At 63.9% G+C, this 13,605-nt stretch carries 10 protein-coding genes; 3 read left to right on the forward strand and 7 right to left on the reverse strand.

Going from position 1 to position 13,605, the window contains the following annotated elements; genetic code table 11:
• Positions 1-441: 441 nt before the first annotated feature.
• The 3 genes from AC07OK_RS01045 to AC07OK_RS01055 are packed head-to-tail and all read right to left on the reverse strand — an operon-like array spanning position 442 to position 4,959.
• Positions 442-2,400: a putative bifunctional diguanylate cyclase/phosphodiesterase gene (locus AC07OK_RS01045; protein ID WP_494688561.1), complete on the reverse strand. Its 1,959-nt coding sequence runs from the start codon at positions 2,398-2,400 to the stop codon at positions 442-444.
• Entirely contained in the window at positions 2,397-2,945 is a 549-nt protein-coding gene (locus AC07OK_RS01050) for a YfiR family protein (RefSeq protein ID WP_494688562.1), read from the reverse strand. Before AC07OK_RS01050 ends, AC07OK_RS01045 begins: the two co-directional genes overlap by 4 nt.
• A 7-nt stretch (positions 2,946-2,952) precedes the next feature.
• Positions 2,953-4,959 carry a TonB-dependent receptor plug domain-containing protein gene (locus tag AC07OK_RS01055; RefSeq protein WP_494688563.1) on the reverse strand — a complete coding sequence of 669 codons (2,007 nt, stop codon included), beginning with the start codon at positions 4,957-4,959 and terminating at the stop codon, positions 2,953-2,955.
• A 302-nt stretch (positions 4,960-5,261) separates the two neighbouring features.
• Between AC07OK_RS01055 and AC07OK_RS01060 the strand changes: the two genes are divergently transcribed.
• On the forward strand, positions 5,262-6,029 hold the full coding sequence (locus AC07OK_RS01060; protein WP_494688564.1) for an MFS transporter: 768 nt from the start codon (positions 5,262-5,264) through the stop codon (positions 6,027-6,029).
• Here AC07OK_RS01060 and AC07OK_RS01065 read toward each other — a convergent pair.
• Complete coding sequence (locus AC07OK_RS01065) at positions 5,986-6,528, reverse strand: NADPH-dependent FMN reductase (RefSeq protein WP_494688565.1); 543 nt, start codon at positions 6,526-6,528, stop codon at positions 5,986-5,988. The two genes, AC07OK_RS01060 and AC07OK_RS01065, sit on opposite strands and share 44 nt — an antisense overlap.
• Before the next feature lie 86 nt (positions 6,529-6,614).
• Here AC07OK_RS01065 and AC07OK_RS01070 point away from each other — a divergent pair, with 86 nt between their 5' ends.
• Together AC07OK_RS01070 and AC07OK_RS01075 are read left to right on the forward strand one after the other, a co-directional pair.
• Positions 6,615-7,271 (forward strand): PEP-CTERM sorting domain-containing protein, encoded by a 657-nt coding sequence (locus AC07OK_RS01070; RefSeq protein ID WP_494688566.1) that lies wholly within the window; start codon positions 6,615-6,617, stop codon positions 7,269-7,271.
• A gap of 184 nt (positions 7,272-7,455) precedes the next feature.
• Positions 7,456-9,132, forward strand: coding sequence for a sodium:solute symporter family transporter (locus tag AC07OK_RS01075; protein ID WP_494688567.1), 1,677 nt, complete (start codon positions 7,456-7,458; stop codon positions 9,130-9,132).
• A 399-nt stretch (positions 9,133-9,531) separates the two neighbouring features.
• Here the strand turns inward: AC07OK_RS01075 and AC07OK_RS01080 are convergent, their stop codons facing one another.
• From AC07OK_RS01080 to AC07OK_RS01090, 3 genes are read right to left on the reverse strand one after another with little or no spacing between them, the layout of a single operon-like run.
• A complete protein-coding gene (locus tag AC07OK_RS01080) occupies positions 9,532-11,862 on the reverse strand; it encodes a trypsin-like peptidase domain-containing protein (protein WP_494688568.1) in 2,331 nt (776 codons plus the stop codon).
• Complete coding sequence (locus AC07OK_RS01085) at positions 11,844-12,854, reverse strand: hypothetical protein (protein WP_494688569.1); 1,011 nt, start codon at positions 12,852-12,854, stop codon at positions 11,844-11,846. The genes AC07OK_RS01080 and AC07OK_RS01085 overlap by 19 nt, the downstream gene beginning before the upstream one ends.
• Positions 12,851-13,570: a hypothetical protein gene (locus AC07OK_RS01090; RefSeq protein ID WP_494688570.1), complete on the reverse strand. Its 720-nt coding sequence runs from the start codon at positions 13,568-13,570 to the stop codon at positions 12,851-12,853. Before AC07OK_RS01090 ends, AC07OK_RS01085 begins: the two co-directional genes overlap by 4 nt.
• Positions 13,571-13,605: the final 35 nt, after the last annotated feature.

Here is a 13,605-nt window from a genome sequence, read left to right on the forward strand (position 1 = left end):
CCTCGCCCCAGGTCGACCTGGTCGCGCTGGACGCCGGCGTCACCGACGAGGCCAGGCTGGTGGCGTTCGGCAGGATCGGCACCCACCTGGAAAATATCGACGAGCTGCTGCGCGCCGGCACCATCCTGCATATGGCCGATACCACGCTGGGCGCCGCCCTGGACGCGGACCGGCGCCTAAGCAAGCACCAGGTCAACACCTACGAACAGATGGCCAGGATGTTCGCGCAACAGCGCGCCGACGTCATCGCCGGCAATATGATGGTGATGCTCTACCAGTTGAGGCAGTCCGGCGGCGAGCGGCTGGTCGATCCGTCGGTGCTGCTGTTCCGCAAGATCGACAACCACCTGTTCATCTCGAGGAAATCGCCGTTTCAAGACCAGGCCGCCCAGCTGGCCAAAGCCTTGCAGGAGATGGCCAGGAGCGGCGCCATCGACAAGTTCATCGCCCGCTACCAAGCGACGGAGCCGGGGCGCTTTGTGCTGTATCCGTTTGCAGCGGCGGCGCCGACAGCGCCCGCCGCAGCATCAGCTCCAGCTCGGGCGCCGGCACCGGCCGCGAAAAATAATAACCCTGCATGACGTCGCAGTTGGCCTGGCGCAGGAACTCGACCTGCTGCGCGTTCTCCACCCCCTCCGCCACCACCGACAGCCCCAGGCTGTGCGCCAGCGCGATGATGGCGATGGCGATCGCCGCGCCGTCGCCCGGCACGTCGCTGACGAAGCTGCGGTCGATCTTGAGCTGGTCGATCGGGAAGCGCTTCAGGTAGGCCATCGACGAATAGCCGGTGCCGAAATCGTCGATCGACAGGTGGATGCCGGCGGCCTGGATGCGCTGCATCAGCGCCAGGTTGGCCTCGACGTTTTCCATCATCGCGCTTTCCGTCAGCTCCAGTTCCAGCAGGTGCGCCGGCAGCCCGGTCTCCGCCAGCAGCGCCTCGATCTCGTCCATCAGGTCCTTGTCGCGGGTCTGGTGGGCCGACAGGTTGACCGCCACGTGGGCGATGCCCTCCAACAGTCCTTCGCGCTGCCATTGCGCGGCCTGGCGGCAGGCGGTCTGCAGCACCCAGCGCCCCAGCGGCACGATCACGCCGCTGTCCTCGGCCACCGGGATGAATTCCGCCGGGCTGACCGGCCCCAGTTCCGGGCAGGTCCAGCGCGCCAGCACCTCGAAGCCGATCATGCGGCCGCTGCGCGTGTCGATCTGCGGCTGGTAGTGCAGCATCAATTCATCGTTGTCCAGCGCCCGCCGCAGCCTGGCCTCCATCGTCAGCCGCTTGTGGGCGCGCAGCGTCATCTCCTGGTGGAACACCTGGCTGGTGTTCTTGCCCAGGTGCTTGGCGTGGTACATCGCCATGTCGGCGCCGCGCATCAGCGTCTCGGCGTTGTCGCCGTGCGCCGGATAGGTGGCGACGCCGATGCTGGCGCTGACGTACAGCTGCTGGCCTTCGATCGGAAACGGCGTCGCCAGCGCGCCCAGGATCTTCTCCGCCACCCCGGCCGTGACGTGGGCCGCGTCCTTGGCCTCGACGATGACCACGAATTCGTCGCCGCCGATGCGGCAGATGACGTCCTGCGCGCGCAGCGTCGCCAGCAGGCGCTGCGCCACCAGCTGCAACAGCAGGTCGCCGCAGGTGTGGCCCAGCGTGTCGTTGACCACCTTGAAGTTGTCCAGGTCGAGCAGCAGCAGGCCGACCGCGCCGGCCTGGCGGTCGGCCCGGCGCAGGCAGGCGTCGAGGTTGTCGTTGAAGGCGTTCCGGTTCGGCAGCGCCGTCACCGGATCGACCAGGGCCAGGTAGTTCAGGCGCTGCTCGGCCGCGCGCACGGTGGCGCGCATGCGCGCCACCAGCAGCCAGGCCAGCGCCATCGACGCCAGCGCCACGGCCAGCGTGTAGACGGCAAACGCGGCCAGGCGGCGGTACAGCGGCGCCAGGGTGGCGCGCAACACCACGCTGCCGATCACGGCGCCGTTGGCGGCGACCGGTTCCAGCACTTCGAGCGCGCCGGCGGAAAACACCTGGCGCCCGGCCCGCAAGGCCTGGTCGACGGTGGGCGGCGCGCCGCCGGCACGCCGGTAGCTGGCCAGCGGCACGCTGCGCGGATCGAGGATGGCGGCGCTCTCCACCACCGGCGACAGCGCCAGCCCGGCCAGCGTCTCGGCGGCGGCGCGCTGGTCCTGGAACATCAGCGCGGCGCTGCTGTTGCTGCCGACGATGCGCGCCTGCACCTGCACGTCGTCGAGCAGCGCGTCGCGCAGCACAAAATACTGGAACACCACCAGCAGCAAGGCGGCCACGCCGAGCGCGGCGCCGGCCACCAGCAGTATGCTGCGCGCGACAGTGCTGCCGAGCGCGTCCGTCGTGGTTGCGATCCCGGCTTCCGGCGGCGGCGCGCGCATCATTGCACGCTCCTGGCCAGGCGCAGCAGCTTGGAGCTCAGCACCATGCGGGCGGCGCGCAAGGCGCCGAGGTCGGCGTCGAACACCACCCGCTTGTCGTCCATGAACAGCGCCAGCATCACGCCGGCGCGGGCGATCTGGCGGTCGTCGGCGACGGTCAGCACGCTGCCGCCGGCCACGGCCAGGTCCTGCCGCAGCTGCGGCCAGGCGTCGCGGTCCTGGCGGTCCAGCACCAGCAGGTGACAGTTGCGCGGCGCCGCGCCGGCGGCCAGCGCGCGCACTTCGAGCCGATGGCCGTTGACGCTTTTGTCGCGCAGTTCCTGCAGCGCCGCCAGCAGCGCGTTGCCGCCGTAGGCGCACAGCACCAGCGGACTGGCCGGCGGCAGCGCCTCGGCCGGCCATTCGGCAAACACCGCGAAGTTGAACACGAAGGCCGCCTTGAGCTGGTACTCGGGCACCGCGCTTTCCGCGCGCGCGACAGCACTCCACCCACCCAGCAGCAGGGCAAACGGCAAGCTGGAAAACCACACGGCTATGGCGCGCACCATCGGCATCTCAATAGTCCAGCATCAGTTTCAGTTGCAGCCGCCGGCCGTCCTGCAGGATCGCGTCCTGCAAGTGCTCCACCGAGGCGGGATCGGCATAGCGGCGGTTGAACAGGTTGTAGGCGGTCAGCGCCAGGTCGGCGTGGCGCGCCAGGCGATGCGAGTACAGGTTGAGGTTGGCCACCAGGGCGGCGCCGGTGCTGCCGCCCCGTATCATGGCGCGCCGGCCCACGTACTGGGCCTCGGCGCCGGCGCGCCAGGCGCCGTGCAGCGGCACGGTCAGGTTCAGCTTGGCCAGCTGGCTGGGCGTGTTGACGTTGCCGCCCTCGCCGTCGCCGCCGTCCTGGCGCGTACGCTGCCAGCTGTAACTGGCCTTCAGGCGCGCCGCGTTGCTCCAGTTTTGCTCGTATTCGAATTCCACCCCGCGCGCCACCGCGCGGCCGGTGTTGACAAAGATCGGCAAGCCGCCATGGTCGACCTGCGTGATCAGCGCCGACACCACGTTGCGGAAAACCGAGACCGTCACGCGGCGATTGCCGGCCAGCTGGCGCACCAGCGCCAGCTCGGCGCTGACGATGCGCTCGCGGCCCAGCGCGGGATTGGCCAGCTGGCCGCCGTCGCCGGGCGCGCTGTAATACAGTTCGTAGTTGTTGGGCGCGCGGTAGGCATTGCCGTACAGGGCCTTGAGCGTGGTCGCCGCACTCCACTGGTGCACCAGCGCCAGGCGCGGGCTGAACACGCCGCCGGTGGCGACGTGGCGGTCGTAGCGCAGGCCGGCGTTCAGCAGCAGCGCCGGCGTCAGCGCCAGCTGGTCCTGCAGGTACAGGCCGTAGCGGTTGGCGTCGTGGTTTTCGTTCAGGTACTGAGCGTACGGATCGACGTCGAAGTTGAGCATGCGCTGGCGATAGTCGTCCTCGTAGGACAGGCCGGCCAGCAGCTTGTGGTCGCCGACATTGGCCAGCAAAGTCAGCTCCGCGCCGCACCAGCGGCCGGCGAAGACGTCGCGATTGAGGACGCCGTTGGCGTCGTCGCCCACGTAGTAGCCCAGCGAACTATACTCGGCCCAGTAGGCGCGCGCATTGAGCTCGAGCTGCGGCGACAACATGGTGCGGTAAGCCAGGTCGGCATAGTTTTGCGTGTCGACCGTGCGCGAGCGCGGATCGTTGAAGCGCTGGCTGTACGAGGCGGTCGGCACGCCCTTGTCGCGCTCCGCGTGGATCAGGGTCGCGGTAAAGCCGCCGTGGATGGCCTTGGCGAACAGGCGGTGGCCGCTTTCATAATCGAGGCCGCGCGCCACGCCGTCGCTGACGCCGTCCTGGGCGTAGGCGGCGTAGAACTGGTCGCGGCCATCGGTCTTGTGGCGGCTGGCCGCCAGCAGCCAGTCGGTGCCGAAGCGGTCGGTCCAGGCCTGGCTGGCGTGGCCGCGGCGGGCGCCGTCCTGGCCGCCGGACAGCGCCAGCGCGCTGCCCTCCATGTCGCGCGGGCGGCGCGTGATGACGTTGATCACGCCGAAGAAGGCGTTGGCGCCGTACACCGACGAGCCGGGTCCGGGCACGTATTCGATCCGTTCGACCAGTTCCAGGTCGAGCGGGAATTCGCCGCCCATCGGTCCCGAATCGAACACCACGTCGTTGATGCGGTTGCCGTCGATCTGCAACAGGAAGCGGGTGTTGTAGTCGCCCGGCCGCAGGAAGCCGCGCGCGCCGAGGTAGCTGTAGTTGCGGTCGTAGCTGGCGTAGACGCCGCGCACGCTGCGCAGCGCCTCGGCCAGCGTGCGCCAGCCATACGCGCGGATATCGGCGGCGCTGATCACGGTGACGCTGGACGGCGCCTCGCTGGCGCGCTGGACGAACTTCGACGCGCTGTACACCTCCAGCGACATCAGTTGCTCCAACGGCAGCGCGGTCAGGTCTTGCGCCGCGTCGCCGGCCACCGCCGCGCACGGGTTGAGCGCGAGCAAACCGCACAGCATGGGGAGGTGGTGCGGCGCCAGTCGCCGTTGATTAATCATCGCCATATGCCTCTCACCACCCGAATAATTGCTCTAGTAAAACATGGTGGCAGGTTGAGGCGCGCTTGTACAGTCGGCGCTGCCGATGACGACCATGCGCTGGTGTTTCTGCAACAACGCGGGCGCGCCCGCGCCGACTTCCTGCCAATTCACGTCAGACGAGCCCGGCTTGACATTTATCAAGCCATTTGACGATCCGCTCAGATATCGTTTGCGCAATATTTAATTATAAGCAACTATGGACATGCAAGTGAGTTCGTCAAATCGATATCACTCTTGAACCACGCCAGTAATGCCCCGGCGGCCTGATGCTCGCTTCCGTGGTCGGCGTGCCGATGGCCACGCTGGTCGACCAGCATCTGGGCTGGCGTGCCAGCTTCTGGCTGGTGGTGGTGCTGACGGTGCTGTGCATGGTGCTGGTCACGCAGCTGGTACCGCGTTCCAAGGCATCCCAGGCGGTCAGCCTGGACAGCGAACTGAAGGAGTTCAAGAATCCCCATCTGTGGACGGCCTACGCCAGCAGCGGCCTCATCATCGGTGCGATCTTCGCCGCCTTCAGCTACTTCGCGCCCATCCTGATCGAGGTGAGCGGCTTCCCGCCCTCCTCGATACCGTGGCTGCTGGGGGTGTACGGCGTCGCCAACGTGGTGGGCAATGGCGTGGTCGGGCGGTTTGCGGACCAGTACACCATCCCGCTCATGGTCGGCGGCATGCTGATCCTGAGCGTCAGCCTGGCGCTGTTCGCCGTCTTCGCGCACGACCAGACGATCAGCGTTGTTTTGCTGGTGGTGACCGGCCTGGTCGGCATGTCGATGAACCCCGCCATCATCGCGCGGGTGATGCGCACCGCGCACCCGGGACCCTTGGTCAACACCATCCATACATCGGTGATCAACATCGGCCTGGGCGCCGGGTCGTGGATCGGCGGGCTGGGGATAGCCGCCGGCTACGGCCTGCGCTCGCCGTTGTGGGTGGGCGTCGCGCTGGCCGTGCTTGCACTCATCAGCTTGCTGCCCTATCTCGGGCAAAGAACTACAGGGCGGGCGCCTCTTCCTTCAGCATCGCCACAGCTTTGAGCAGCTGGGCATTCAGTTCCTCATGCTTGAGCAGGCCTCGCTCCAGATCGAAGTTGTCATTAAAACTGGGAATGGCGAGGCTGGCTTTGACCTGTCCGCCGAAAAATGGCGCGGAGCCGGTCGCGGCGGCCAGCACGGAGGCGCCGCCACGGGCGCCGGGCGAGGTCGCCAGCAAGACCATCGGCTTGTTCTGGAACACCTTGGGTTCTATCCGCGAGCACCAGTCGAACAGGTTTTTAAAGGCGGCGCTGTACGAGCCGTTGTGTTCGGCAAACGAGATGATCATCGCGTCGCAGGCCGCGATTTTTTTCAGGAAGGCCTTGGCCAGTTCCGGATGGCCGGAGGCCGCTTCCCGGTCGATGCTGAACAGCGGCATTTCGTAATCGTTTAAATCCAGCAGGTCGACCTCGGCGCCTTCCAGCAGGCCGGCGGCGTAGGTCGCCAGTTTCTTGTTGATCGATTTGCTGCTATTGCTTGCTGCGAATGCTAATACTTTCATATTTCTCCTGATGGATACGGTGTCGAACTGACACTTATTGTATAGTACATGTTTTATTTTTAACACTATTCCGAAAGGCAAGTGACATGAAAGCAGCATCTCTCATCCTGGGCGCCGCACTGGCGTGCGCCGGTAGCGCGCACGCAGGCAACTATACGCTCGACTTTGACGCCCCCAAGATCTGCACCGCCAACGGCAGCGGCTACGGCGCGCACCAGGATTGCTCCAACGGCAATGGCAGCATCGGGCAGGATTACGGCGACGTGGCCGGCGTGGTCGACGTGCAATACGCCGCACCCTATACCGGCGCTGGCACGCTCAATTGGTGGAGCACCGGCTACAACACCCTGCATGGCGTGCTGTGGGCCGGCTCGAACGACGCCCATTCGGCCGCCCGCATCGATCTGCTGCCGCAGCAGGCCGGCCAGGTGGTGAGCCTGTCGCGCTTCGACCTCGGCACCTATGGCAGCGCGCACACCACCTCGGTGACGGTGTCGGCGATCGGCGGTCCGGTGTTGTTCAGCTTTGACGGCATTATCCCGACCGGCAACTCGGCCACCACCCTGGTGCCGAACGTCTCGTCGGCTAGCGGCCTGAGCATTCTGTGGCATGACAGCGCCTACAACGTCGGCATCGACAACATCAAGTTCTCGGTGAGCGCCGTGCCGGAACCGTCGTCGTACGCGATGCTGGCGGGCGGTTTGCTGTTGATCGGCGCGATCGCGCGCCGCCGCCGCGCCTAGGCAATACGAAAAAAGCAGCGCTTCGAAGTAGAGCCTTACCCAAACGATATAGCTGAGTGCAAAAGTCGTATTGGCGTTTTCCGGTCCAAATCGCCTAAGATTTTCACTTGGCAGATTTAAAAAAAAGGGTACGGCCGCAACCAGGCCGTCCATCCGGAGACAAACTTCACATTTCGAGCGTTGCATGAGCACTTTTTCCACCCTGGACGTCACCGTCTTTCTCGTTTATTTCTTCCTGGTCGCCGGCTATGGCATCTGGGTTTACCGACGCAAGCAAGGCGGCTCCGGCAAAGCCTCGCATGACTACTTCCTGGCCGAAGGTTCGCTGACCTGGTGGGCCATCGGCGCTTCGCTGATCGCCTCCAACATCTCGGCCGAGCAGTTCATCGGCATGAGCGGCTCCGGCTTCCGCATCGGCATGGCGATCGCCGTCTACGAACTGATGGCCGCCGCCACGCTGGTGATCGTGGCCGTGTTCTTCATGCCGGTCTACCTGAAGAACCGCATCTACACCATGCCGCAGTTCCTCGAACAGCGCTACGGCAAGGCGGTCGCCACCACGATGGCGCTGTTCTGGCTGGGCCTGTACGTGGTGGTCAACCTGACCTCCATCCTCTACCTGGGCGCGCTGGCCATCAGCAGCCTGTCGGGCATCGCCCTGCTGCCGTGCATGCTGTTCCTGGCGGTGTTCGCGGCGGTCATCACGCTGGGCGGCATGAAGGTGATCGGCTACACCGACGTGGTGCAAGTGACCTGCCTGGTGGTCGGCGGCCTGGTCACGACCTGGCTGGCGCTCGACATGGTGGCGGCGCTGGCGCACAAGCAAGGCGCACTGTCCGGCCTATCCGAACTGTACGCCCATACCCGCGACCACTTCGACATGGTGCTCACGCGTGACAATCCCAACTATATGGACTTGCCCGGCCTGTCGGTGCTGCTGGGCGGCATGTGGATCGTCAACCTGAACTACTGGGGCTGCAACCAGTACATCACCCAGCGCGCCCTGGGGGCCGACCTGCCGACCGCCCGCAAGGGCCTGCTGTTCGCGGCCTTCCTGAAGCTGCTGATGCCGGTGATCGTGGTGCTGCCCGGTATTGCAGCGTATGCGCTCGACAAGTCCGGCGCGCTGGGCGACGCCATGAAGGTCGGCGGCGAAGTCAATCCCGACCGCGCCTACCCTATCCTGCTCAATCTGCTGCCATCGGGCTTGAAGGGCATCGCCTTCGCCGCGCTGACGGCGGCGGTCGTGGCCTCGCTGGCCGGCAAGGCCAACAGCATCGCCACCATCTTCACGCTCGACATCTACAACAAGGCCTTCAACAAGCAGGCCAGCGAACAGCGCATGGTGTGGATCGGCCGTGTGAGCGTGGTGGTGGCGATGGCGCTGGCCGTGCTGATCGCGCCGATGATGGGCATCGACAAGAAGGGCGGCTTCCAGTACATCCAGGAATACACCGGCTTCGTCTCGCCTGGCATCCTGGCCATGTTCCTGCTGGGCTTCTTCTGGAAAAAGACCACGGCCGGAGCGGCCATGTTCGCCACCTTGGGCGGCCTGGTCGGTTCGATCGTGCTGAAGTTCCTGCCGACGATGATGGATCTGTCGTTCCTGGTGCCGATCGGCTTTGCCAAGGTCACCGCCGGCGGCCTGGCAGAGATCCCCTTCCTCGACCGCATGTTCATCGTGTTCTGGGTGGTGGTGGCCGGCATGGTCGTGATCAGCAAGATGGCCGGCGTCAAGCGCGACAACTTGTCGAAGCATATGCACATCGATACTTCGTTGTTCCGCGTTGATGGCGCTTTTGCGCTGGGTTCGGCTGTGATCGCCGTCGCGCTGACGACGATCTACAGCCTTTGGTGGTAACGACGCGCCCGATATCCGGAGATACACAAGCAAAAGCCGCGGGCGGGGCGTGAAGCGTAGCCGTAGTAAATTGGACGCGGCGACGTCGCTCGCCCGGTTGCGCGCAATTACCGACTAAGCCTCAGCAACCACGAAATACGGATACCCTGAAATAAATGCAGTGGCTCAAACTCGATCTGACAACTGCTGTCAGCCTGCTTGTGATCCACCAGAGTCAGCTTCCGCCCCTAAGCAGCCGCTGCCCCGGCGTTTGGAGCTGTTTTTGGATGGCCGCAGCCAAGCTTTGACTTCGAGATTGGCGCCACCTGACCGGTCCGGCGGATTCAAAGGACCAGCTGAACAGGGGCAACAGCTTACGGCCGGCGCGCAAAGGCGGCCTGAGTGTGCAGCGCATCGACTTCAATCGCCCTGATGCCGCCCGCACTCATCGCACCCCCCGGGCTCCGAGGTCAGTACGGAAAAGCGACTGTCGACCTGCGCTCCCGCTGTGAATGGAGCAATCGAATCGAGAAGCGCATTGAAAATCGAAGCGACCTGCATGGAGACGCTGGGGCCGTCCTTACTGTTGACCGTCATGATATCCCCGTCCGCTCCGTAGATAACTTCGATTTCGCCGAGACCCTCTCGAGCAATCAGCACGGGCTTGCCGATCAGATTGTAGACCAGCTTGACGGGTCGGCCGGTTCCTTCCTGGATTGACGCGATCCTGCCCTCCTTGTCGTAGGTCATGGTGACTGTCCGGCCGTCGATGGACTTGGTGTGGACGAGATTGCCTTTCGAGTCATAGGTCGCCTCCGCCGTCTCCGTCAGTGTTCCGCGAATCCATCGCTCAAACTTGGAAGTCTTGTTGAATCGGTTGTCGTACGCGTAGGTCGTTCGCGTTTCGCCAAGCTTAATTTCGCTCAGCCGACCGAACGGATCGTAGGTGTAGGCGATGTCCCCCTCGCTACTCTTCACCGACAATGGCAGGCACAGGCATTCCGTGAGCGTGTAGATCGTGGTGTTGCCATTGATCGCCATGCTCAGCGTTTTGGTCTGATAGTCGAACTGGAAAGTTCTCTTCTCGCTGATTTCTGCGTTCTCCAAGATATCCATGTCGATCAACGGCATGTCGTTGGCGCTCTCCACGAATCGCCATCTGTACTCCTTGTCCTCGTGTTTCACCGAAATTCTTCGACCTTCAGGCGAGTAGCCGATGATCCAAGTCTTCGGATCCGCCTTCCCGTCGCGCTCCTTTACCTTCTCCAGCAATCCATCGCGGTTGTACTCATAAAGGTATCCGCGCCCGGAGGAACTGCTCACTTCCGTCAAATGATTAGCCGGCGAGTACCTGTAGGTGAATTCGGTGCCATCGTCATATCGGACCGCGGATACGAACGAGTTGTTTGAATACACGAGCTCTTGGGTGTGTCGTCCATCGCGAACCACCGACAGCCTACCCTTCGCGTCGTAGTCGAGCTCCAGACTGCGCGAATCCGACTCGACTCTGCGCAGCTTTCCCTTGACATTGAACATGTATGTCGTCGAACCGACGATGACCTCGATGCCTCCGATGACGAATCGCGCGCGCAGCACGTCGAAGTCCGCGCCCGTGAAGCTCACGTTGTTCGGAAGGATGTTGTCGGCCAGGTCCTTGTCAGCCATCATGTCGCCCAGACTCCCCTGCAGGACGTCTCGACTCTCGACTCGGGAGGCGATGGCGTCCTTGACCTTGGCACATTCGTACGGCGGCTTGAGGACGATCCGATTGTTCTTGGGATTCCACAGATGCAGGTTACAGATGTCGGAGCGCTCCATGTCGATGCGGTAGTCGAATTGCGAAGTCCAGCCGCGTCCGAAGCTCCCCAGAGTGTTGCTCGAGGACGAAAGATATTCGCGACGAACTCCGAGCCAACTATCGCCGGGGGCGATTGTGGGAGCGTCGATGTCGGTCCGAAAGTAACGCTTGGCGCGATCGAACCAGCGATGAGGCGATGCGGCACTGAGGAAGACGTTCGTCAGTGAAAGGCCGATGTCCGACGAAACCAGCGGGCCGGTCGCGCCGGACGGTGGGCGAGTGAAGAGCAGCAGATATTGAAACAGCTGCTCGCGGCGCAGAAAGAGCTTGATCGAATCGATCTCGCTGGCGCGCTGCCCCCGGCCGTCGAGCGGCCTTTCCAGGATCATGCCGACAACTCGTCCGTCGGACTCGGTGAATACGGGCGAGCCCGACTGTCCGTTTTCCACGGAGATGCCCTTCAACATCAGATTGGGCGGCTCGGCGCCGCTGACGAAGCCGCGGTCGATCCGAAGCTTGCCGCCTCCCGGATACCCAGCGGTGTAGACGTGGACGCCGCTGGTGGCCAGCAGCGCGGAATCGCCCAATTCGAGCGGTTTCACTGCGCCTCGGATGCCTTCCAGATCGGCATACACGACGGCAAGATCTGCCTTGCTCCAGACATATCGCACCTTGCAGGGGGCGCTTCTGTCGGCCGTATCGAATTCGATCTGGCAATCGGGGGAGGGGGCCGAGCGCCCGTTGACGACGTGGGCCGCCGTCAACAAGTAGGCCTTTCGTCCCTCCGTGAGGATGACGAAAGCCGTGCCCACCTCCGCAGACTTCAGCTTAACGATGGAGCGAACATTCACCGCCTCGGGAATTGGCGGCGATTCCTGCTTGCCATCGGCAGCCCAAAGGGAGCCGGCCAGCGATGGCAGCGTGATCGCTAGCGCTAGGTAATTCTTGGCCACTGTCGCACCTCCAACTTCTGAACGATCCTGCGTCGGACGAACGTCGCGAACTGCATGATCACAGGGATCAGCGCGAGGACCACCCCCCAGAGTGTCTTGTGCCAGGGCTCGCGAAGCAGGATCTCCAGAGTGCTGGGCGCGAGGACGATCTCGTCGCCGACGCGCGGCACAAACCTGTGGCGTCCGCTGTCCAAACCGAAGCTCAGCTTGAAGAGACCCTTCTCGGTATCGATGCGCACTCTCCCTTTCGCATCGGGATCCAGCAGCAGAGCATCGCCTGCGGTCAAGGTCAGCGATCTGACTGTGAACGGCACGCCGAACAAGTCCTTCGCGGAGACCGCGATCTTACCCTTCTGAATCGAGGAAACCTGAGCGGCGCTGCCGCTCTCGGCATTGCTGCCTGCGACGCGCAGACTCAGGCGGCGAATGTCGAAGGGCCTGACAAGTTCCTCGATGGCCGGATTGAGAAGGTTAAGCACCATCGCGCACGAGGACGTATCACACGTCACGGCGACGTTGCCGTCACCGACACCGACACCCGCTTCATGACGGGCTGCGCCTTCCGTCTTGAGCCCGACCTTGTCGCCGACACCGATGCGCCCGAAGCTGCGTGAGCGTTCGCGAGAACCCGTATCGACGAAGACGGTCAGGCTCGTTCCGGACAACGCCATCTGGACGAGGGAATCCGCCGAGACATACAGATCCTTGACATGCAATTGATCCGCACGCTCCAGCGTGAAGGTGGTGCCCGATTCCCCCAAGCCCAATGTGGGCGCGGAGAAGCCTGTAAAGAAGATTTGTCGCGAGCGGGCCGTTTCGCTGATGAGCGGACGTTCGACTTCCCGGGACTCGAATTGAAAGGCCGTGGCCGACAGGCCATCAGTGGAGAGCGTGGCGGGACCTGAGCTCATGCGCAGCACAAGCAAGACCGCCACTGCCGCAGCACAGGCGGTGATCCGGCCCATCCAGGTGCCATCCAATTTGTCCATCATCGGTCCCAGACGATGTCAAAGCTATCCGTTAGACGCTCCACCTCGCCTTCCTGAATCGCAATGTGGTTGAGGCGCACCTTTAAGACCGTCGGCGGCTTTGCTTTGGCGAACGCAATCGAGATCTCGAATGGCCTGCCGGCGGGCAGGTTCTCAAGAGACTCGGATTTAATTGTCTCTCCTCCTTCTGTCTTGATTACGTACGAGAGATTGATCGACCGGGTCGGAACGAGCACCAGGTGAACGGGGGACGACGGCGCCGCGTTCGGCGTCGAGCATAGGCAAACCGGTACGTATCGAAATTCGATCGGGCTGGACTTTTGCCGCGCCAGCGCCCAGAGGTTGCGCGGACCCAGGTGCAGCGAATCGATCGTGGCCGGCTTCCAGTCGAATTGACAGGCCGTATCGGCACCCGCACACGACAAGCTGTACCTTAGGAGGTACCCGAGTTCGCGGTTGTCTCGAATCTCGAAGTCTAGAAAGATGGGGCCGGAGATCCGTGCCGAAGCGACCGGCGTCCATGCCGTGGCGGCATCGATCCGGCCCGGTTCCTGATACACCGCGCGCAGCAGGAGCTGATTCGCCCCCACAGGTTCGCTTTGCCGCACTTCCTCGATCGGTCCCTCCGGGCCGGACGCGGCCACAGGCGCGACGCCGGCCGCGATCAGCAGCGCCGGCGTCAGCACGTACAGCATGGATCTCGACAGCAGCGTTCGCATCCCGATCCTCCTTGGCTGACTGCAATTCACCCGAG

The sequence above is a fragment of the Duganella sp. GW821-FHT07G03 genome, assembly GCF_059418605.1.